At 67.9% G+C, this 20891-nt stretch carries 14 protein-coding genes; 8 read left to right on the top strand and 6 right to left on the bottom strand.

The annotated features are described in order from the left end of the window. The first annotated feature begins 100 nt into the window (after positions 1-100). A complete protein-coding gene (gene metG / locus AC07PT_RS12235) occupies positions 101-2170 on the top strand; it encodes a methionine--tRNA ligase (RefSeq protein WP_494656890.1) in 2070 nt (689 codons plus the stop codon). 25 nt (positions 2171-2195) lie between these two features. Here metG and AC07PT_RS12230 read toward each other — a convergent pair whose 3' ends face one another. After that, the gene (locus tag AC07PT_RS12230) at positions 2196-4022 is read right to left on the bottom strand and encodes a 7TM-DISM domain-containing protein (protein WP_494656790.1); all 1827 of its coding nucleotides are present in this window, start codon (positions 4020-4022) and stop codon (positions 2196-2198) included. Between the two features lie 90 nt (positions 4023-4112). On the opposite strand from AC07PT_RS12230, the gene AC07PT_RS12225 reads away from it, so the two are divergent. The 5 genes from AC07PT_RS12225 (at position 4113) to panB (ending at position 9510) form a co-directional block, all read left to right on the top strand. Next, on the top strand, positions 4113-5795 hold the full coding sequence (locus tag AC07PT_RS12225) for a SulP family inorganic anion transporter (RefSeq protein ID WP_494656789.1): 1683 nt from the start codon (positions 4113-4115) through the stop codon (positions 5793-5795). A gap of 49 nt (positions 5796-5844) precedes the next feature. Continuing rightward, on the top strand, positions 5845-6048 hold the full coding sequence (locus tag AC07PT_RS12220) for a DUF3460 family protein (RefSeq protein WP_492348301.1): 204 nt from the start codon (positions 5845-5847) through the stop codon (positions 6046-6048). A 61-nt stretch (positions 6049-6109) separates the two neighbouring features. Beyond that, positions 6110-6979 (top strand): segregation and condensation protein A, encoded by an 870-nt coding sequence (locus tag AC07PT_RS12215; RefSeq protein WP_492348300.1) that lies wholly within the window; start codon positions 6110-6112, stop codon positions 6977-6979. Positions 6980-7021: 42 nt separating this feature from the next. Then, positions 7022-8605 (top strand): L-aspartate oxidase, encoded by a 1584-nt coding sequence (gene nadB, locus AC07PT_RS12210; protein WP_492348299.1) that lies wholly within the window; start codon positions 7022-7024, stop codon positions 8603-8605. A gap of 26 nt (positions 8606-8631) precedes the next feature. Continuing rightward, positions 8632-9510 carry a 3-methyl-2-oxobutanoate hydroxymethyltransferase gene (gene panB / locus AC07PT_RS12205; RefSeq protein WP_494656788.1) on the top strand — a complete coding sequence of 293 codons (879 nt, stop codon included), beginning with the start codon at positions 8632-8634 and terminating at the stop codon, positions 9508-9510. A gap of 1 nt (position 9511) precedes the next feature. Here panB and AC07PT_RS12200 read toward each other — a convergent pair whose 3' ends face one another. Then, on the bottom strand, positions 9512-10882 hold the full coding sequence (locus AC07PT_RS12200; RefSeq protein WP_494656787.1) for an MFS transporter: 1371 nt from the start codon (positions 10880-10882) through the stop codon (positions 9512-9514). Between the two features lie 179 nt (positions 10883-11061). Between AC07PT_RS12200 and AC07PT_RS12195 the strand changes: the two genes are divergently transcribed. Both AC07PT_RS12195 and AC07PT_RS12190 read left to right on the top strand, forming a co-directional pair. Beyond that, the gene (locus AC07PT_RS12195) at positions 11062-13272 is read left to right on the top strand and encodes a PAS domain S-box protein (RefSeq protein WP_492348296.1); all 2211 of its coding nucleotides are present in this window, start codon (positions 11062-11064) and stop codon (positions 13270-13272) included. After that, a complete protein-coding gene (locus AC07PT_RS12190) occupies positions 13269-13877 on the top strand; it encodes a response regulator transcription factor (protein ID WP_492348295.1) in 609 nt (202 codons plus the stop codon). Before AC07PT_RS12195 ends, AC07PT_RS12190 begins: the two co-directional genes overlap by 4 nt. A gap of 49 nt (positions 13878-13926) precedes the next feature. On the opposite strand, the gene AC07PT_RS12185 is transcribed toward AC07PT_RS12190, so the two are convergent. The 4 genes from AC07PT_RS12185 to AC07PT_RS12170 all read right to left on the bottom strand — a co-directional run bounded on the left by AC07PT_RS12185 (position 13927) and on the right by AC07PT_RS12170 (position 20745). Next, positions 13927-16482 (bottom strand): putative bifunctional diguanylate cyclase/phosphodiesterase, encoded by a 2556-nt coding sequence (locus AC07PT_RS12185; RefSeq protein ID WP_494656786.1) that lies wholly within the window; start codon positions 16480-16482, stop codon positions 13927-13929. Then, a complete protein-coding gene (locus tag AC07PT_RS12180) occupies positions 16479-18026 on the bottom strand; it encodes a methyl-accepting chemotaxis protein (RefSeq protein WP_494656785.1) in 1548 nt (515 codons plus the stop codon). The genes AC07PT_RS12185 and AC07PT_RS12180 overlap by 4 nt, the downstream gene beginning before the upstream one ends. Before the next feature lie 314 nt (positions 18027-18340). Beyond that, the gene (locus tag AC07PT_RS12175) at positions 18341-18949 is read right to left on the bottom strand and encodes an ANTAR domain-containing response regulator (RefSeq protein ID WP_492348292.1); all 609 of its coding nucleotides are present in this window, start codon (positions 18947-18949) and stop codon (positions 18341-18343) included. After that, positions 18946-20745, bottom strand: coding sequence for a PAS domain-containing sensor histidine kinase (locus AC07PT_RS12170; protein WP_494656784.1), 1800 nt, complete (start codon positions 20743-20745; stop codon positions 18946-18948). The genes AC07PT_RS12175 and AC07PT_RS12170 overlap by 4 nt, the downstream gene beginning before the upstream one ends. Positions 20746-20891 lie beyond the last annotated feature (146 nt).

Raw genomic sequence — 20891 nt, 5'->3', positions numbered from 1 at the left:
ATCAGACGTGGGCTGACGACGGGCTTGTTGATACACCAGAGAGACTTGGGCTTGTCACCCCATAAAATCAACGATTCGCCTGGAAAACCCAATGACCGCCATGCCCGCCCAACGCAAGCTCTTTGTTACCACCGCCCTGCCCTACGCCAACGGCAATTTCCACATCGGCCACATCATGGAATACATCCAGGCCGACATCTGGGTTCGGGTGCAGCGCATGCTGGGCCACCAGGTGAACTTTGTGGGGGCCGACGACACCCATGGCGCGCCGATCATGATCGCGGCCGAGAAGGCCGGCAAGACGCCGCAGCAGTTCGTGGCCGACATCGCGGCCGGCCGCAAGCCCTACCTGGACGGCTTTCACATCGCCTTCGACAACTGGCACAGCACCGATGCCCCCGAAAACCACCAGTTGGCGCAGCAGATCTACCTGGATCTGAAGGCCGCTGGCCTGATCGAGACCCGGGTGATCGAGCAGTTCTTCGACCCCGAGAAGAACATGTTCCTGCCGGATCGCTTCATCAAGGGCGAGTGCCCCAAGTGCCACGCCAAGGACCAGTACGGCGACAACTGCGAGGTGTGCGGCGCGGTGTACGCCCCCACCGACCTGATCTCGCCCTTTTCGGCGCTGTCGGGGGCCAAGCCGGTGCTGAAGAGCTCGGAGCATTTCTTCTTCAAGCTGTCCGACCCGCGCTGCGTGGCCTTTCTCGAAGAGTGGACCCAGGATGGGCGACTGCAGCCCGAGGTGGCCAACAAGGTGAAAGAATGGTTCACCGTGCGCACCAACCCCGACGGCAGCACCAGCGAAGGCCTGGGCGACTGGGACATCAGCCGCGATGCACCCTACTTCGGCATCGAGATCCCCGGCGCGCCCGGCAAATACTTTTATGTGTGGCTGGACGCCCCGGTGGGCTACCTGGCTTCGCTGAAGAACCTGCTCGAAAAGCGCGGCGAAGACTACGAGGCCACCATGGCCGATCCGGCGCTGGAGCAGTTCCACTTCATCGGCAAGGACATCGTCACCTTCCACACCCTGTTCTGGCCTGCCATGCTGAAGTTCAGCGGCCGCAAGACGCCGGACTCGGTGTTTGTGCACGGCTTTCTGACCGTGAACAACGGCGAGAAGATGAGCAAGAGCCGCGGCACCGGCCTGGACCCGCTCAAGTACCTGAGCCTGGGCATGAACCCCGAGTGGCTGCGCTACTACCTGGCGGCCAAGCTCAGCGCCCGCAACGAAGACATCGACTTCAACCCCGACGACTTCATGGCGCGGGTCAACTCTGACCTGATCGGCAAGTTCGTCAACATCGCGTCACGCGCAGCAGGCTTCATCCACAAGCGTTTTGGCGGCCAGCTGGCCGCGGTGTCGGCCGACGGCGACGCCTTGCTGTCGCACCTGCAGGACGCCGCCCCCGGTGTGGCCGAACTGCTGGCCGAACGCGACTACGGCAAGGCCCTGCGCGAGATCATGCTGCTGGCTGACCGCGTGAACGAGTACGTGGACCAGAACAAGCCCTGGGAACTGGCCAAGCAAGAAGGCATGGAAGCCCGCCTGCAGGACGTATGCAGCGCCTGCATCGAGGCGTTCCGCCTGCTGAGCATCCTGCTCAAGCCCGTGCTGCCGGCACTGGCCACCCAGGTCGAGGCCTTTCTGCAGGTGGGGCCCTTTACCTTTGACAGCGCCCGCAGCCTGCTGGGCGCGGGCCACCGCATCCAGGAGTACAAGCACCTGATGCAACGCGTCGATGTGAAGCAGCTCGATGCCCTGTTCGAGCCGCCCGCGGCCCCCGAGCCCGAAGCCCCCCTGCCCGGCGGCGAAGAACTGGCCCCCACCATCGGCATCGACGATTTCGCCAAGATCGACCTGCGCATCGCACTGATCGTGAACTGCGAACCGGTGGAAGGCTCGACCAAGCTGCTGCGCCTGACGCTGGATGTGGGTGAGGGCAAGCACCGCAATGTCTTCAGCGGCATCGCCAGTGCCTACAAGCCCGAAGACCTGATCGGCAAGCACACGGTCATGGTGGCCAACCTGGCCCCGCGCAAGATGAAGTTCGGCCTCAGCGAAGGCATGGTGCTGGCCGCCAGCCATGGCGATGAAAAGGCCCAGCCGGGCATCTACGTGCTCAACCCCTGGCCGGGCGCCACGCCAGGCATGCGGGTGCGCTGAAGCCCCAGGCGCCGCCGAGGCGTCGTCAGCGCGGCGAGGTGGTGAGCTGGTCGCTCCAGCTCAGGGGCGCGGGGGCGGTGCCCACTCGCCCGGTCTCCACCGCCGGGTCTTGCCCCGGCTGCAACAGTTGCAGGGCGCGCCCACTGGCGGTGGCGTTCATGGCGTCCAGCAGCCCACCCAGACGTTGCAACAGGGCCTGGGCATCGCAGCCCGGAAAAAACCCCGCCGTGCAGGTCACCTGCAAGCGCAAGGTGGCCCCGCCGGGCAGGCGGCCCGGTTGCGCCAGGCCACGCGCAATGATGATCTGCGCCAGGTCCAGCACCCCTTGCGGTTTGAAGTCGCCCTCCATCAGCAGCACGAAATCACCGTTGCCCAGGCGGGCCAGCGTGTCGCCGCTGCGCCGCACCACCTGAGAGATGCAATTGCTGGCCTGCAGGGTGGCGGCATCCAGGGCCGGCACGCCAGCCTCGCGGAAGATCGCCTGCAGATTGGCGATGCGGATGCGCATGACCGCCCCCAGCCGGTGCTGCCGATGCTGGCGAAGAATCAGGTGGTCCAGCCGCTCCAGCACCACGTGCTCGCTCGACAGGCCGGTCAAGGAGTCAATCCGCTTGAGCGCCTGGCGCTGCACCCCGTGATCGTGCTGCTGGCGGCAACGCCAGGCCAGCGCCAGGGCCAGCAGGCCCAGTGCCAAAGCCAGCCCCGCGGGCGCCCAGCGCAGCAACAGCGACTCCCAGGGCAAGACCCAGCTCGTGCCGCGCATCGCCCCCACCCATTGCCAAGGCCCGAGCAACAGCCAGCCCCCCAGCAGCAAGGCGCCCAGACCGCCCTCGCGCCGCAAGGCGCACCATGCGATGGCGGCACCTGCCAGCCACACCAGGGCGGCATAGCCTGCGGCCACCCAGCCCAGGGCCACACCCGACAGGGCCATCACGCTCAACACCGGCCCCAGCAGCCCGAGCACCAGGCCGGCACTGCGCCAGCGCGGGGCGAGCGCGCTGCGCGCCACGCCGCTGATGAACAACAGGCCAAAGCCCTGGGCCAGCGACTGGCAGGCCTCGAACACCCGATCGCTCCAGCCCCCTCTTTCGGGCCAGAGGTACTCAGCCCCCAGGCCGCCGTGAGCCACGGCAGCCACGGCCAGCGCCAGGCAAGCGCCCGCAAAATACAAGGGCAGGGCATTCCGGTATTGCTGGGCCTGAACCAGCGACAGCAACACCAGCAGCAGCATGCCGCCCAAGGCGGCGCCCCATAGCAGGTGCCAGGTCTGGGCATATCGCTCGAAGGACGCACGGTCCCACAGCCGCCAGGCCAACTCGGCGGGCCGTCGCCCCTCCAGGCTCAGGTAGACCCGGCTCTGCCCGGGCTGAACTGTCCAGGCAAAGGCGGGGGACAGGTGGGCCAGAGGCCAGCGGGCCACCGGCAGCAAGGCACCCGCCTCGGCCGTGAACCATCGCTCGTCCGCCAGCGGCGCATGAAAGACCAGGCGCTGCACATCGGCCATCGGAACCTCCAGCACCACCTCGCGCGGCGCCTGGACAGCCGGCAGATCAATGGCGAGCCAGTGCGCGCTTGCCGGGCCCAACGCGGCGCGCTCGCCGGGATGGGCGACGGCCCCCTCCGCAGCGGCGAACCGGCTCGTCACACGGGCCGGTGTCTGCACCCCACCAGGGTCGACCAGGCGCCAGGCGGGCGGGGTCAGGCCGTTCCAGGGTCCGGCCTGGGCCGGCGGCGGTGTCTGGGCCTGCAGGGGCCAAGCCATCAGCAGGCTCAGGCCCAGCATCCAGCCCGGCCAGCGCCGGACGACGCAGGCACCGATCTGCACCGCGCAGAATGCGATGAACGTTCTCATATACACAATGTAACAATTTTGCAAGTGCAGGGACATCCCCGATCTGGGTGAAGTGGACGCCGACGCCGACGAGGCCCAGAATCCGCCTCAATGCACCTGCCTCAACCCCTTGCCCGTTTTCACCCCCGCCTGCTCGATGCCTGCCGCGATTACAGCCGCGTCCGCTTCTGGCGCGATGCCGGCGCCGGGCTCACGGTGGGCATCGTGGCCCTGCCGCTGGCCATGGCCTTCGCGATTGCCTCGGGCATGAAACCGGAGGCCGGGCTGTGGACCGCCATCATCGCGGGCTTTCTGATCTCGCTGCTGGGGGGCTCCAACGTTCAGATCGGCGGGCCGGCAGGCGCTTTCATTGTGGTGGTGTACGGCATCATCGAACGCCACGGCCTGGCCAACCTGCTGATTTCCACCAGTCTGGCCGGGGTGCTGCTGTTCCTGATGGGGCTGCTGCGCCTGGGCACCCTGGTGCGCTATGTGCCGGTGACCATCGTGGTGGGCTTCACCAACGGCATTGCCGTGCTGATCGCACTGTCGCAGATGAAAGACTGGTTGGGCTTGCAGGTGCCGCGCATGCCCGCCGATTTCTTTTCACAACTGCAAACCCTGTGGCTGCATCGGGGCACGTTCAATCCGGCCGCCTTCGGTCTGGGCCTGTGCTGTGTGGTGGGTCTGTTCGCCTGGCCCTGGCTGTGGGGGCGCAAGCACCGATTCCAGGCCTCCCTTGACGACATCCCTGGCATGCGCCGCGCACTGCGCGTGACCTCGCGCTTGCCCGGCCCGGTGGTGGCCCTGGTCACACTCACCCTGCTGGCCTGGGTGCTGGGCCTGCAGGTCGAGACCATCGGCAGCCGCTTCGGCAGCATCCCGGCCGGCCTGCCCGAGCTGGCCCTGCCCGATTTCAGTTGGGAAACCGCCAAGCACCTGCTCAATCCCACGCTCACCATTGCCCTGCTGGGGGCGGTCGAGTCACTGCTGTGCGCCCGGGTGGCCGATCAGATCAGCAACACCCCGCGCCACGACCCCAACCAGGAGCTGATGGCCCAGGGCGTGGCCAACTTCGTCACCCCCCTGTTCGGCGGCATGCCGGCCACAGGCACCATCGCCCGCACCGTGACCAACATCCGCTCGGGCGCCAGCTCACCGGTCTCGGGGCTGGTGCATGCCGCCACGCTGGCACTGATCGTGCTGCTGGCGGCGCCGCTGGCGCTGCTGATTCCGCTGCCTGTGCTGGCCGGCATCCTGCTGTTTGTCGCCTGGAACATGGGCGAATGGCACGAATTCGCCGATCTCAAGCACTACTCCGGCCATTACCGGCTGGTGATGCTGGGCACCTTTGTGCTCACGGTGGTGTTCGACCTCACGGTGGCCATTGAATTCGGGCTGCTGCTGGCCTGCGCGCTGTTCATCCGGCGCATGAGTTCGCTGTTCAGCGTGGCGCCGGTGCCCGTCCAGGGGCCGGAGTTGCGCTTTCAGCTGTATGGCGCGCTGTTCTTCGGGGCGGTAGACCGCATCGACCGGCTGGTCAGCGCGGTGGAGCAGGCACCGCCCGGCACCCGCGTGGTGCTCGAAGCGCGTCAGCTGATCGCCCTGGATTCCACTGGGGTCGATGCCCTGCGCCAGTTGCACCGGGTGGTGCGCCAGCATGGCGGCACGCTGCACCTGGAAGGGCTGCAACCCCAGCCGCACGACCTGGCCCGACGCTCGGGGCTGAGCGCCGAACTGGCGGCCGCCCAGGCCGAGGCCCAGGCGCAAAACGGCCCCTCGCCTGGGCTTTGAACGAGCCGGGCCCCGGGGCCGGTAAAATCGCGCCCAAAGGACTTGCAACATGTCGATCTTCGCCCGCCCTCACTACACCTCTGACGCCACCCAGTTCATCGAACAGCTCAAGGCCGCCAAGCCCGAACTGGACGCCCAGCAACAAGCGGGCCGCGGCCTGCTGTGGGACCGCGAGCAAGACCGCGAAAGCCAGGCCGGCTTCAAGCAGGCCCGCGTGCCGCAAAAGCCCTACGTCTACCAAAACGGCCACTGAGGCCCAGGCCCGGCGCCCCCCAACGGCCCCCGCCCGGCGCGCGCCTGCCCCACCCCCACCCATGAAGCCCAGCCCAGGCGCCGACACGGCGCTGCTCCCGCCTGCCCCTGACGGTGCCACCGAGGGATCGGCGATGCCTAGCGTGGTCGATCACGTGGCGGTGGCCCGCCTGTATGGCGAACCGCTGTTCGCCATGCCGACCGACCTGTACATCCCGCCCGATGCACTGGAGGTCTTTCTGGAGGCCTTTGAAGGCCCGCTGGACCTGCTGCTGTACCTGATCCGCAAGCAGAACTTCAACATCCTCGACATCCCGATGGCCGCGGTGACGCGCCAGTACCTGGTGTATGTGGACGAGATCCGCACCCGCAACCTCGAACTGGCGGCCGAATACCTGCTGATGGCGGCCATGCTGATCGAGATCAAGTCGCGCATGCTGCTGCCGCCCAAGCCGGCGCCCGAAGGGCAGGAGCCCGAAGACCCGCGTGCCGAGCTGGTGCGCCGCCTGCTCGAGTACGAGCAGATGAAGCTGGCCGGCGCCAAGCTCAATGCCCTGCCCCAGTTCGGCCGCGACTTCATGCGGGCCCAGGTCTACATCGAGCAAAGCCTGCAACCGCGCTTTCCCGATGTGCACGTGGTCGATCTTCAGGAGGCCTGGCGCGACATCCTCAAACGCGCGCGCCTGGTGCAACACCACCGCATCACCCGCGAAGAACTCAGCGTGCGCGAGTACATGAGCAAGGTGTTGCGGGCCCTGCAGGGCCGCCGCTTTGTCGAGTTCGAAGACCTGTTCGAACCCGAAAAAGGCAGCACCGTGCTGGTGGTCACCTTCATCGCCCTGCTCGAACTGGCCAAGGAGACCCTGATCGAGATCACCCAGGCCGAGGCCTTTGCCCCGATCTACGTGCGCCTGGCCTACACCCCGGCCTGAACGCCCCGGGGCCATGCCCCATCCTTCATCCCCCCCTCCACCGTGACCGAATTCGACACCCTCATCGTCGGCAGCGGCCTGGCCGGCCTTTGCGCCGCCCTGCTGCTGGCCCCCACCCGCCGTGTGGCGGTGATCAGCAAGGCCACCCTGGACGCCGGGGCCAGTGGCCTGGCCCAGGGCGGCATTGCCGCCGTGCTGGCCGCCGACGACAGCTTTGACGACCATGTGCGCGACACCCTGGTGGCCGGGGCCGGCCTGTGCGACGAGGCCGCCACGCGCTTCGTGGTCGAGGGTGCGCCTGCCGCCATGGCTTGGCTGCAGGCCCAGGGCGTGCCCTTCACCCAGGAGCAGGGCGCCCTGCACCTGACCCGGGAAGGCGGGCACAGTGCCCGCCGCATCGCCCACGTGGCCGATGCCACCGGTGCCGCCGTGCAGCGCACCCTGATGGACGTGGTGCGCCGCACCCCGGGCATCACGGTGCTGGAGGGGCACAGCCTGATCGATCTGGTGCTGGCCCCACCCAACGCCGATGGGGCCGCACGCCGCTGCCTGGGCGTGACCCTGCTGGACACGACGCACGGCCTGCGGCGCACCCTGCTGGCCCCGCACACCGTGCTGGCCAGCGGCGGCGCCGGCCAGGTGTTCGCCCACACCACCAACCCCGACACATCCACCGGCGATGGCATGGCCGCCGCCTGGCGTGCCGGTTGCCGTGTGGCCAACCTGGAGTTTGTGCAATTCCACCCGACCAGCCTGTGCCACCCCGAAGCCCAGGGCTTTCTGATCAGCGAGGCGGTGCGCGGCGAAGGCGGCCTGCTCAAACGCCCGGCCACGGTCGGCGGCGAGCGCTTCATGCCCGAGTACGACAGCCGTGCCGAACTGGCCCCACGCGACGTGGTGGCGCGGGCCATCGACGCCGAGATGAAACGCCACGGGCTGCCCTGTGTCGAGTTGGACATCTCGCACCAGAGCCCGGCCTTTTTGCAGGCGCACTTTCCCAACATTGCAGCACGCTGCCTGGCCCTGGGCATCGACATCACGCGCCAGCCGATCCCGGTGGTGCCCGCCGCCCACTACACCTGCGGCGGTGTGTTGACCGATCTGGCCGGGGGCACCGATCTGCCGGGCCTGCTGGCGATTGGCGAAGTGGCCTGCACCGGCCTGCATGGCGCCAACCGGCTGGCCAGCAACTCGCTGCTCGAATGCCTGGTGTTTGCGCGCGCGGCGGCCGACCAGGTGCTGGCCGAGCCCCTGCCTGCCAGCCGCCCCAGCGCACCGCCCGACCTGGCCAACCCGCCACCCGAGCCTGCTCTGGACGCCGATGCGGCCGCCCTGCGCCAGCAACTGCGCCAGCTGATGTCGGCCCAGGTCGGCATTGTGCGCAGCGACGCCAGCCTGCAGGCCGCCGACCAGGCCCTGGCCCCGTTGCAGACCGCCAGCGCACGCCTGTGGCACCTGGGACACCCCAGCCGTGCTTTGCTGGAACTGCGCAACCTGTGTGACGTGGCCGCACTGATGGTGCGTTCGGCCCGCCAGCGCCGCGAAAGCCGCGGCCTGCACTACAGCACCGATCACCCCCAGACCGACCCCGTGGCGCAGCCCACTGTGCTGCCCGGCGCGGTCTGAGACCCCACAGGCACCCGGAGACCCCCATGACCGCCACCGACACGCCCCTCAGTTCGCCCTACGGCACCCTGCCCCCGGCCTCGCCGGTGGCCACCCGCAAGCCGCTGAGCCTGCCGCGCCTGGCCGAGCTGCACGCCCGGGGTGAAAAAATCACCATGCTCACGGCTTACGACGCCACCTTTGCCGCCATGGCCGATGCGGCCGGGGTGGAGTGCCTGCTGGTGGGTGATTCGCTGGGCATGGTCTGCCAGGGCCTGCCCAGCACCGTGGGCGTGAGCCTGGACACCCTGTGCTACCACACCGAAAGCGTGGCGCGCGGCCTGCGCCGCGTGCAGGGCACGGCCTGGATCATCGGCGACCTGCCTTTTGGCAGCTACCAGAGCAGCCGCGAGCAGGCGCTGGAAAGCGCCGTGGCCCTGCTGCAGGCCGGCGCCCACATGGTCAAGCTCGAAGGCGGCGGCTGGACCACCGAGACGGTGCGCTTCATGGTGGAGCGCGGCATCCCCGTGTGCGCCCACCTGGGCCTGACACCGCAGACCGTGCATGCCCTGGGCGGCTACCGGGTGCAAGGCCGTGGCGACAGCGCTGCCCTGCTGAAGGAACAGGCCTGGGCCCTGGAGGCCGCCGGCGCCAGCATGCTGGTGCTGGAGATGGTGCCGGCCACCCTGGCCGGCGAGCTGACCCGTGAGCTGACGCGCTGCGCCACCATCGGCATCGGCGCCGGCCCCGACACCGCGGGCCAGGTGCTGGTGATGCACGACATGCTGGGCATCAACCTGGGCAAGAACCCGAAGTTCGTGCGCAACTTCATGGACGGCGCCGGCAGCGTGCAGGCCGCCCTGCAGGCCTATGTGCGCGCGGTCAAGGACGGCAGCTTTCCGGACCCGGCGCTGCACGCCTGGTGAGTCAAGCCGGATTTTCAGCGTCGATTCTGGAGGTGCTGCGCGTGTCGCGCATGCACCAGCACACGATCAAGGTGCACGCGATCACGGCGGTGGCATACCAGTAAAAGCCGCTTTCCAGCCCCGCCTGCTTGAACCACAGCGCCACGTACTCGGCCGTGCCGCCAAACACCGACACCGCCAGCGCATACGGCACGCCCACCCCGGTGGCTCGGATGGCGGCCGGGAACAGCTCGGCCTTCACCACCGCATTGATCGAGGTGTAGCCCGACACGATCAGCCAGGCGCAGGCGATCAGGCCAAAGGCCTCCCAAGGGCCCTGGGCATGGCGGATGGCGGTCAGCAGCGGCACGGTGAAGATCGTGCCCAGCAAGGCAAAACCCACCAGCAAGGGGCGCCGGCCCACGCGGTCGGACAGCGCGCCGTAGATCGGCTGCAGCAGCATGGCAAACACCAGCGACGCGGCCGAGACGGCGGTGGTCTGGCTGTCTGTCAAGCCCACGGACAGACGCAGAAACTTCTGCATGTAAGTGGTGTAAACGTAGAACGCCAGGGTACCGCCCATGGTCAGGCCGATCACCAGCAACACTTCACGCGGGTGCTGGGCCAACTGGCGCAGGCCGCTCAGGGGCTTGGCCTGGCTGCGGCTGGCCTCGAACGAGGCGGTTTCGTGCAAGTCCTTGCGCATGCGCAGGGCCAACACGGCCAGGCCGGCACCGATCAGAAACGGAATCCGCCAGCCCCAGTCGCGCAGTTGGGCATCGCTCAGCAACAGGTGCTGCAACACCAGCAACACCAGCAGTGCCGTCAACTGCCCGCCGATCAGGGTCACGTACTGAAAGCTGGCGTAAAAGCCCCGGTGCCTGGAGGTGGCCATCTCGGACAGGTAGGTCGCGCTGGAGCCATATTCACCCCCCAGGCTGAGGCCTTGCAGCAGCCGCGCCAGCAACAGCAGCACGGGCGCCCAGGCGCCCACCACCGCATAGGTGGGAGCGCAGGCAATGATCAGCGAGCCCAGACACATCAGCAGCACCGAACCCATCAGCGCGGTCTTGCGGCCACGGCGGTCGGCGATGCGGCCGAACAGCAGGCCGCCCAGCGGCCGGATGAAAAAGCCCAGGGCAAAAATGCCGGCGGTGGACATCATCTGCGCGGTCGCATCCTGGGCCGGAAAGAAAGAGTTGGCAAAGTACAGCGAGAAAGCGGCGTAGGTGTAGAAGTCGTACCACTCGACCAGGTTGCCGGCCGAGCCGACCAGGATGGCGCGCAGACGCCGGGCTTCGATGCGCTCGGATGGCGAAACGGGGGCTGAGGGGGTCGCGGCAGCCGAGGCTGCAGCGCCACGGGCGGATGCATTCATGTGGTGTGTCTCCATGCAAAGGGTTTCACGCCATTGTCAAAATCACCGCCCGGCCGCGCATCCGTGCCCGCCGGGGCACCGTTCTGCGTAAAACTACGCAGAAGTCACCGTTCGAGCGGCTGACCACCACCGCTCGCGCTATCGTTGGCGCCCACCAGCCCCAGCACGGCCCCTGGCCTTCGCCCCCGACCACCATGCCCAACCCACTCCCGCCCCTGCTGCAGCGCCTGACCCGCCCGCGCCCGCTGGCCTGGCTGGGCCTGGGCCTGCTCACGGCCGCCGCCGTCGGCCTGGCCGGCCATTGGGCCGAACGCCGCGAACTGCAGGCCAAGACAGCCGAGCTGCATCAGGCCGCCGAGGTCTACAGCCTGGCCCTGCGCGGGGTGGCCGAGCGCTACGACTACCTGCCTTACGCGGCGGCCCGCCATCCCGAGGTGCTGGCCTTGCTGGCACAGCCCGAGCTGCCTCTGCGGCGCCAGCAGGTGAACCGCTACTTTGAAGACCTGCGCGGGCGCACCGAGTCGGCCGCGCTGTACGTGATGGACCTGAACGGCCAGGCCCTGGCCGCCAGCAACTGGAACACGCCTCACAGCTTTGTGGGGCAGTCCTACCGGCAACGGCCCTATTTCGAACAGGCCAGCCAGGGGGTGCGCACCACTTTTTACGGGGTGGGTCTGACCACCGGGGCGCCAGGCCTGTTCATTGCCGAACCCGTGCGCCAGCATGGGGTGGTGCGAGGCGTCGTGGCCGTCAAGGTGGGGCTGGAGGAACTGAGCCAGGCCTGGGCCAAGGCCAGCGCCCCGGTGCTGCTGCAAGACAGCCGCGGCATTGTGTTCCTGAGCTCCGAGCCCGATTGGCTGTACCGCAGCAGCCGCCCACTGTCGCCCGACGATCTGGCCTGGTTGGCCCGCCACGAACAGTACGGCCCCCCGCAGACCCTGGCCTACCCGGCCCTGCCCTGGCGACTGGAGCGAGCGGCCGATCAGGCGGAGTACCGGCTGCGCACCCGACAAGGCGGACGGCAGCGGGAGCTGCTGGCCCTGGACACGCCTTTGCCCGAGCTGGGCTGGACGCTGACCGTGAGCACCGACCTGGCCGACGTGGCCCAGGCCCGACGCCAGGCCCTGGCCCTGGCCACGCTGGGCGCTGCGGTGCTGCTGCTGGCCACCCTGGGCTGGCAACAGCGCGAGCGCCGCTTTGCCGAACAGCGCCAGGCCCGGCAAGAGCTGGAGTTGCGTGTGCAGGAGCGCACCCGCGACCTGCAACTGGCGCATGCCTTTCGCAAGGCCATGGAAGACTCGCTGCTGGTGGGCATGCGGGCGCGCAACCGAGAGGGCCGCATCATCTACGTCAACCCCGCCCTGTGCGACATGGTGGGCTACCGTGCCGACGAACTGCTGGACTGCCTGCCGCCCTACCCGTACTGGCACCCCGACGAGATGGACCGCCACCAGCGCGACAGCGAGGCCGCCTTGCAGGGCCGCGCCGCGCCCCAGGGCTTCGAGTCGCGCATCCGCCACCGCGACGGGCATGACGTGATCACCATGGTCTACACCGCCCCGTTGATCGACGCGGAGGGCCAGCACCAGGGCTGGATGAGCTCGGTGGTGGACATCACCGCCCAGCGCCAGGCCGAACAGCGCCAGCGCGAGCAGGCCCTGCAGCTGCAACGCAGCGCCCGCCTGGCCAGCCTGGGCGAAATGGCCTCCACCCTGGCCCACGAGCTGAACCAGCCACTGACGGCCTTGACGAACTTTGCCCTGGCCGCCCAGGCCCTGGCCCGCCAGGGCCCCCCCGAACTGCTGCAATCAGCGCTGGGTGACATCGTGGCCCAGGCACGCCGCGCCGGCGAGATCGTGCAGCGCGTGCGCGGCCTGATCCGGCCCCAGGGTGGCCAACACCAGGCCTGTCAGCTGGCCCAGGTGGTGGAGCGCGTGCAGGGCTTGTTGCAGGCCGAACTGGCCGCCGCCCCACTGCGGCTGGACCGCCATGCGCTGGCCGCCCTGCCCCCCGTGCGCGGCGACCGCCTGCTGCTGGAGCAACTGCTGATCAACCTGCTGCAGAACGCCCTGCAGGCCACCGAGCACCTGCCGGCCGCGCGACGGGCCATCGAACTGAGCGCCAGCGTGCAGGGCGAGCAGCTCGAACTGTGCGTGGCCGACCACGGCCCGGGCGTCTCGACAGCCCTGCGAGAACAGGTGTTCAACCCCTTTTTCAGCACCAAGGCCGATGGCCTGGGGCTCGGCCTGAACATCTGCCGCACCCTGGTGGAAGCCCATGGCGGCCAGTTGGGTGTGCGCGAGCGCCACGACAGCCAACCCGGCGCCGTCTTCTTCTTCACCCTGCCCCTGATGCCCCCGATGCCCGTGACACCCCAGCCAGCTTCGGCCCCCGCCACCCCATGAGCCCCACCACCCCCACCCTGTTCCTGGTTGATGACGACGAGGCCGTGCGCCGCTCGCTGCTGCTGCTGCTGTTTGCCCAGGGCCTGCCGGTGCAGGGCTTTGAATCGGGCGAGGCCTTCCTGCAGGCCTTGGCCCCAGGCCAGACCGGTTGCGTGATCCTGGACTTGCGCATGGGCGGCCTGAGCGGCATGGCCGTGCTGGAGCAACTGCGCCAGCGCCGCAGCCCCCTGGTGGTGCTGTTCCTGTCGGGCCACGGCGACATTCCCACCGCGCTCGAGGCCATGCGCCAGGGCGCCTTCGACTGGGTGGTCAAACCCGACACCGCCCGCCTGCTGGAGCGCCTGCCTGCGGCCCTGGCCGAAGCCCAGGCCCGCGCCCGGGCCCTGCAGCAATGGGACAGCCTGACCCAGCGCGAACGCGAGGTGGCCCGCCTGGTCGGCCTGGGCTGGGCCAACAAGGAGATCGCGCGCCAGCTCGAGCCGCCCTGCAGCCCCCGCTCGGTGGAAACCCACCGCGCCCACCTGTTCGCCAAGCTGGGCCTGGGCAATGACAACGAGCTGGGGCGGTGGTTGACGCGGCAGGGGTGGTTGGTGGGGGGCGGCTAAACGCATGGCGCAGGGGTCGCGCTCTGGCCCGCCCCGCTCGCGCGCCGCGTCAAGGCACGGCCGGCTGGCGCCCGGTGGCGTTGCGATAGAAGACGCCGAACTCAGCGGCAGGCATGGCCCGGGCAAACAGCCAGCCCTGGTAGACCTCGCAACCATGGCTGGCCAGGAAGCTGCGTTGGGCTTCTGTCTCCACGCCCTCGGCCACCACCGACAGGCCAAGGCCATGAGCCAGAGCGATGATCGAGCGCGAGATCTGCGCATCGCTCTGGTCGTGGGGAATGTCCTGGATGAACCCCCGGTCGATCTTGATCGTCGACACCGGCAGGGCCTTCAGGTAGGCCATGGACGAGTAGCCGGTACCGAAGTCATCGAGCGCCACGCTGCACCCCATCCCGACCAGGGCCTCCAGCTGCTCCCGCGCCAGGGCCGGGTGCATCATGGCCACCGATTCGGTGATCTCGATCTCCAGCAGGTGGGCTGGCGCCCCGGACGAGGCCAGCGCTGCGCGCACGCGTTCCGGCAGTTGGCCCTGCCGGAACTGGTGCGCCGACAGATTGACGGCCACGCGCAAAGCCATGCCCTGCCGGGCCCAGTCGGCGATCTGCTGGCAGGCGGTGACCAGCACCCAGTCGGACAGGGGCAGGATCAGGCCGGTTGACTCGGCCACCGGAATGAAGCGTGCCGGAGACACCTCGCCCAGCAGTTCGTCATGCCAGCGAAGCAGGGCTTCGGCGCCCACGATGTCACCGCTGCGCAGGTCGACCTGGGGCTGGTAGTGCAAGGCCAGGCGGCCACGGCCGATCGCCTCCTTGAGGCGAAGGTGCATCTGCAGGTTTTCGTGCGCCCCCAGATGGAGGTGTGCCGAATAGCAGGCCTGGGCGCCCCGGCCCGATCGCTTGGCCTGGTACATGGCCATGTCGGCGCAGCGCATGAGGCCTTCGCTGTCCTGCGCGTCGTCAGGGAAGAAAGCGATGCCCAGGCTGCTTCCCGAGAGCACATCGTGGCCATTCACCACGAAGGGCTCGTCCAGCACCGACAACAGTTTGGCCGCCACCTGGGTGGCTTCTGCCACCTCGCCCACGTCCGGCAACAGCAGGGCGAACTCGTCGCCCCCCAGGCGCGCCAGCAGGTCACTTTCACGCACCGCCTGGCGCAGGCGCTGGCTGACCTGAATCAGCAGCTCATCCCCTGGACCATGGCCAAAGGTGTCGTTGACGGTCTTGAAATCGTCGAGATCGAGGAACAGCACCGCCACCCGATGCCCCGTGCGCCGGCCGTGGGCCAGCGCCTGCTCGAGTTGCAGATTGAACAACCAGCGGTTGGGCAGGTCGGTGAGCTGATCATGGGTGGCCCGGTGCCGCAAGGAGTCTTCAAAGCCCTTGCGCTCACGCAGATCGCGCACATAGGCGATGGCATGCTGTTGCTGCTCGTCTTTCCAGTGACCCAGCGAGATGTCCACCGGCACCATCACGCCGTCGGCCCGGCGCAGTTTGAGCTCGATCTGCCCCATGGCCCGGGCATCGCTTTGCTGAAAAAAGGCACGCATCGATTGCGCATGGCGTGCCCGCAGCTCCGGAGGCAGAAAGATGTCGACGTTCTGCCCGATCAATGCCGAGGCCTCGTAGCCCGACATCTGGGCCATGGCAGGGTTCGCCATCAGGATGCAACCTGTCTCGCTGATCCACAGCACACCGTCCGGGGCCACGTTGAGCACCAGGCTCTCGCGCAGGCCTTGCACCGCCATGCGCTCCAGAGGCCGGCGCAAGGCCTCATGGAAGGTGGCGTGGAAAAGAAACAGGTACCCGGCCAATTTGTAAGCCTGACTGCTCAGGACAATCCAGCTCCGATTCGCGTCGTTCTGCAAGGTCCCCAGCAGCGCGGCCAAGGCGGACAAGGACACGGCAAATGCCAGGGCCATCACGCACTCCGTGACCAGCGAGGCCCGGCGGCGCCACAACACCACCGCCGAGGCCACGTGGAGGCCGATCACCCCCCACTCCAAGCCCACCTTGAGGGGTGTCAGGCCCCACTCAGGCTCGAACAGGACGGGCCAGTCGCCAGGCTGGGCAATGCACCAGGCCGCCAGGCCGATGCTCAAGAGCGCCACCCCGGCCACCGCCAGGCGTTTGGCCTTCAGGCTGTATTGCGGCAACACCGGCAAGGACACAAACAGCAGCAAGGCCAGTGCGGCCACCCAACGGGCCGCCATGGACAGCAGCATGGTTCTCTGCACGGTCTGCGCAGGGCCGATGGCAGGCATGCCCGGCAAGACCATCAGGAGACTGAACTCCAGCATCGCGACGGCCAGAAACGCCAGGCCCAGGGTGACCACCGCCCCTTTGCGGGCCGACAAGATCGCGCGATAGCCCGTGACGAACACGAGCAAGGCCACCACCACCGACACCAGGCCCATGGCACTGCGAGCCCACAGCCACTGGGCCTCCGACAGAGGCCAGATCGGCTCGGGCTGCAGCACCCGGAGCGCCAGCGGCAGGGCCAGCAACAGCAGGGCAAAGCCCAGCACGCGCTGCACAGGATGGTCGTGCCCTTCCGCCAGGTCGGCCCGCCAATCGCCGAGATGGTGCGCCACGTCAGGTGTGTTCACGGGGCGAAGACCTGCACCGCCGCCGTCAGCCTGGCCACCTGCTCGCCCATGGCCGATGCGGCGGCCCGGCTTTGCGACACCATCTGGGCGTTCTGTTGTGTCATGCGATCCAGCTCCGCCATGGCCTGTCCGACTTGCAGAATGCCCGTTGCCTGGGTTCGCGAAGCCTGGCCGATGGCGCCCATCAGGGCCTGGACGCGATCGACCTGGCTCACCACGTCGGACATGGTCTGCCCGGCCACGGAGACCAGGGCAGCACCGCTGTCGACCTTGTGCACCGAATCGTCAATGAGCTTCTTGATCTCTCGTGCCGCCTCGGCCGAGCGCCGGGCCAGCACACGCACCTCCGAGGCGACGACCGCAAAGCCCCGCCCATGCTCGCCGGCTCGCGCCGCCTCGACGGCGGCATTCAGTGCGAGCAGATTGGTCTGGAAGGCAATGCCGTCGATCACTCCGATGATGTCGGCAATGCGGCGGCTGGACTCCGAAATCAGGCCCATGGTGGCGACGATGTCATCCACCGCCTGTCCGCCGCTGAGGGCGGCCTGGGTGGCCAGCGCAACCACGTCGCCGGCATCGCTGGCGGCCCGGTGGTTCTGCTGCACAGCCTGGGTCTGCTGCGCCATGGCCGCCGAGGTCTGCTCCAGCGCACTGGCGGCCTGCTCGGTGCGGTGGGCCAGTTCGGTGTTGGACGCAGCCACCTGTTCACTGGCGCGCTGCAGGCCCGCCACCTGCTCCTGAACGTCGGACATCAGCGAGTGGAGGTTCAGGCCGGCCTGATGGATGGAGCGGGCAATCACCCCCACCGAGTCGCAGCGCTGCAGGCCCAGGTCCTGAGCCACCTCGCCCTGAGCCACCTGTTCGGCCAGGGCCTGGATTCGGCCCAAAGGGGAGACCAGTTGAAACTGCAGAAACCCCCAGACCAGCAGCAAGGCCGCCAGCATGGGCGGGATCAGTTGCCATTGCTGGCGCCCGTCCAGCCCGGCCGCAGCCATGGTGGCGAGCAGGCTGAGGCCGAGCAGCGCCATCGGCAACCCAAGGCGCCACCGGGTTGGCAGCAGTTGCAGGACCCCGAGCCAGGCCAGCAGCCCGGTGCGCACCACCAGACCCCGGTGGAAGCGCCAACCCTTGGCCTCGCCTGCCCGGAACCGCGAATAAAGACGTTCGGCCGCCTCGACCTCCGCGCGCCCGGGCCGGGTGCGCACCGACAGGTAGCCGGTCAGCACGCCGCGGCGCCTCATAGGGGCCGCATTGGCCCGCACCCAGTAGTGATCGCCGTTCTTGCGCCGGTTCTTCACCAGGCCAGACCACGAACGACCGGAGCGCAGACTGCGCCACATGTCTGCGAACGCCTCGGGAGGCATGTCCGGGTGCCGCACCAGGTTGTGGGGCTGCTGTCGCAGTTCATCAGGGGTGTAGCCGCTGGCACGCACAAAGGCGGCGTTGCCGTAGGTGATGTGGCTGTCGACATCGGTGGTGGACAACAGCGTCTCGGAAGCCGGGAAATCAAATTCCCTCTGGGTCACCGGCAGGTTGAGCTTCATCGGGGCCCCCGGCCGCCGCAGCCTGGCCGAACCCTGTCGAGCCGGTACCGCCCCATGCCCTTGCCCGCCCCCAACCTCAAGGCCGGGTCCGCGCCATGCGCCAGGCCACGCGCGGCGCAGGTGATTGAAAGAAAGCCCATGAACACCCCATCTCTCGAATGAAAGAGTCGTTTCACCGCCGCGCCTCAACAGGGTCACGGCGACGGATCAACGAGGCGGGTTCTTGGCCTCAGAACGAAACAGTGACATGCATCAAGGTCACCACTCCATTAACATGTTATTACAAATAACCAAAAATGAACAGAAGTGAACCCTCAGATTTGGTGGATCACTTCGAAAGAGCGGATCAATTCCGCCGCCACCTCGGCCAATTTGCGACGCTGGGAACGCGCAGTGGCCCGCAGGCGCTTGAAAGCCAGGTCACGGCTCAAGCGGTGCTCGACCATGGTGATGCCGACCGCCACGCTGATGTCACGCTCCAGATCCAGCGCGGTCTGCAACTGAGCGCCGGTGCTGCGCAAGTCCCGGAGTTCGTGCGAGCGCATCAACGCCGCCTTGATGGCGGGCACCATCTGAGGCACGTCCAGAGGTTTGACCAGGTAGCCCAGCGCACCAGCGCTGGTGGCACGCTCGACGGTGCGGGCATCGCTGTAGGCACTGAAGACCACAAAGGGCAGGTTGTCGAGATCGCGCAGGCTGTCCGCCAGGCTCAGGCCTTCGTCATCCGGCAGGTGCAGATCCAGCAACACCAGGTGCGGGCGCTGCCCGGCCGACAACAGCTCTTCGGCCTGAGCCACTGACTCGGCCGTGCTCACTCGGTAGCCCGCCTGCGTCAAGCCCTGCGACACCGTCGACAGGATCAGCCGATCGTCATCAATCATCAACAGGTGCACCTGGCCCCAGGCCAGCTCCGCGGGGCTCATGAATACGCTCCAGGCAGCAGCGAAATGACCGGCGCCCCCAGCACCAGCAGGGTGTTCACCCCCAGAGGCGATTGGCTGTGGGACAGGCGGGCCCCCGCGCGAGGCATCAGCATCTCGACCAGTCCCAGCCCAACGTGCTCGTCACCGGCCACCGGCTGCCAGGAGCCGGCGTTGAAAATCGACATCTGAACCTGATCCTCGGACTCTCCCTTGCACAGACTGACCTGCACCCGGCTCTGCGGATCACGCCGGTGCTTGACGGCATTCAACATCAGTTCATTGAGGATCAGGGCCACCGGCACGGCCTCGGACGCCGCGAGCAGGCAAGGCTGCCAGGGCGTGGGAATGTCGATCCCGATCTCGGTCTGGAACAAGGCCCCCACGCCCAGGGCGATCGAAGAAGTGAGTTCGCACAGGCGCACCTGCTCCAGTGTGGATCGCCCCTGCAGGCCATGGATCACCGCCACACTCTGGACCTGGGTCACCGCATGGTTGATGGCCTCCAGTGTGTCGGGGTGCTGATAGCCGAAGGCGCGCAGGATGCCCACGATGCCCTGCAGGTTGTTCTTGATGCGGTGATGCACCTCCCGGACCAGGGCATGGCGTTGGGCCAGGTTCTTGGCCAACTGCTCTTCCCGGCGGCGGCGGCGCTCGGTCACGTCGGACACCAAGCCCGCGTAATGGGTCACAGCACCCTCTTCGTCCTGCACCAGGGTGATCGAATACCAGAGCGTGACCAACTCGCCATTGCCCCGCACGAAGGTGATTTCTTCGTCAAACTCGCCGCGGGCCTGCAAGGCAGTCCAAAAACCCGATTGATCGGATGGCGTCAGACTGCTGCCCTGCAGGATGTCCCAGGCCTTGCGGCCCATCAGGGCCTGGCGTTCGTACCCCAACAAGTCACACAGGGCTTGATTGACCCGCACCACGGTGTGCGTGGTGTCGATCAGTACCATGGCCTGCTGACTCTCGAACACCTTGCCGACAATGCGCAACTCGTCTTCCAGGGCCTTTTGCCGCGTGACATCGCGGATGACGACCAGAAATCGCTGCTGCCCCTCGCAGAGACGGTGGCGACGGTAGACCGAGACCTCCTGCCAACGGTGCCCTGCCAGCCCGTCCACCGGGTGGCGGTGCCCACAGGAAGTGCCGGTTTGCGCCGCCGCCTGCAGCGCTCGCCGCAGCAGGGGCAGATCCACCTCCAGCCCTGCCGGACAGGCCGGCTGATCCGTTCCGGTCACCTCGGGCCATCCGGCCGAATCGACCAGGCGCCCTTGAATATCCACCTCCACCATGCGATCAGGAAACCCCATGCTGGTATCGGTCAACTCTTTGCTGAAACCGCGCAACTCCTGTTCGCGCAGCTTGCGCAAGGTGGTGTCTGCATGGGTTCCGACCATGCGCAGCGCCCGCCCATCAGCCCCCCGTTCCGTCACCTGGCCGCGGGCCAGAATCCACAGGTACGAACCATCCGCACAACGCATGCGGTATTCGGCAACATACACAGGCCATCGCGCTGACAAGTGCAAGTCCAGGCGCCTGCGCACCTCCGCTCGGTCGTCCGGATGCTGCAAATGCCCGGCATCCGCCTCGGTGCTGCCCAGCGTCGCTGGCAGGTGGCCCAGCAGGGCCGCCAGGCGACCGCAATAGTGCAGGCGGTCGTTGGGCACATCCCACTCCCACACGCCATCGCCCGCGGCCTCCAGCGCCTGCTGCCAAGGCATGGAAACCGCTTCGACGGCCTGGCCCGGGCCCATCCCGAGGACCGCCGACTGACTCGCTTCTTGGTGTTGCATGGTTTCATTCCGGAACATCGCCGCCCTGAGCCCGTCCAGGGCAAGGCCGCTGTTACCAATTGTGAATGATGGCGCCCCCCCTTCGAATTGAGATGAGTCCATCAGGTGACGCGGCGCCCTGGCCTGCCGGGCACCTGCAAGCGCCA

The sequence above is a fragment of the Curvibacter sp. GW821-FHT09D12 genome (genome assembly GCF_059416245.1).
This window is presented reverse-complemented; position numbering and strand designations above follow the sequence as displayed.

Excerpts from the sequence above, each read along its gene's own strand:
- AC07PT_RS12170 (WP_494656784.1), bottom strand. The coding sequence starts at position 20,745 with ATGCAACACCAAGAAGCGAGTCAGTCGGCGGTCCTCGGGATGGGCCCG.
- AC07PT_RS12200 (WP_494656787.1), bottom strand. The coding sequence starts at position 10,882 with ATGGAGACACACCACATGAATGCATCCGCCCGTGGCGCTGCAGCCTCG.
- AC07PT_RS12180 (WP_494656785.1), bottom strand. The coding sequence starts at position 18,026 with ATGAAGCTCAACCTGCCGGTGACCCAGAGGGAATTTGATTTCCCGGCT.
- metG (WP_494656890.1), top strand. The coding sequence starts at position 101 with ATGCCCGCCCAACGCAAGCTCTTTGTTACCACCGCCCTGCCCTACGCC.
- AC07PT_RS12225 (WP_494656789.1), top strand. The coding sequence starts at position 4,113 with ATGCACCTGCCTCAACCCCTTGCCCGTTTTCACCCCCGCCTGCTCGAT.
- AC07PT_RS12230 (WP_494656790.1), bottom strand. The coding sequence starts at position 4,022 with ATGAGAACGTTCATCGCATTCTGCGCGGTGCAGATCGGTGCCTGCGTC.
- AC07PT_RS12175 (WP_492348292.1), bottom strand. The coding sequence starts at position 18,949 with ATGAGCCCCGCGGAGCTGGCCTGGGGCCAGGTGCACCTGTTGATGATT.
- panB (WP_494656788.1), top strand. The coding sequence starts at position 8,632 with ATGACCGCCACCGACACGCCCCTCAGTTCGCCCTACGGCACCCTGCCC.
- AC07PT_RS12190 (WP_492348295.1), top strand. The coding sequence starts at position 13,269 with ATGAGCCCCACCACCCCCACCCTGTTCCTGGTTGATGACGACGAGGCC.
- AC07PT_RS12195 (WP_492348296.1), top strand. The coding sequence starts at position 11,062 with ATGCCCAACCCACTCCCGCCCCTGCTGCAGCGCCTGACCCGCCCGCGC.
- AC07PT_RS12215 (WP_492348300.1), top strand. The coding sequence starts at position 6,110 with ATGAAGCCCAGCCCAGGCGCCGACACGGCGCTGCTCCCGCCTGCCCCT.
- AC07PT_RS12220 (WP_492348301.1), top strand. The coding sequence starts at position 5,845 with ATGTCGATCTTCGCCCGCCCTCACTACACCTCTGACGCCACCCAGTTC.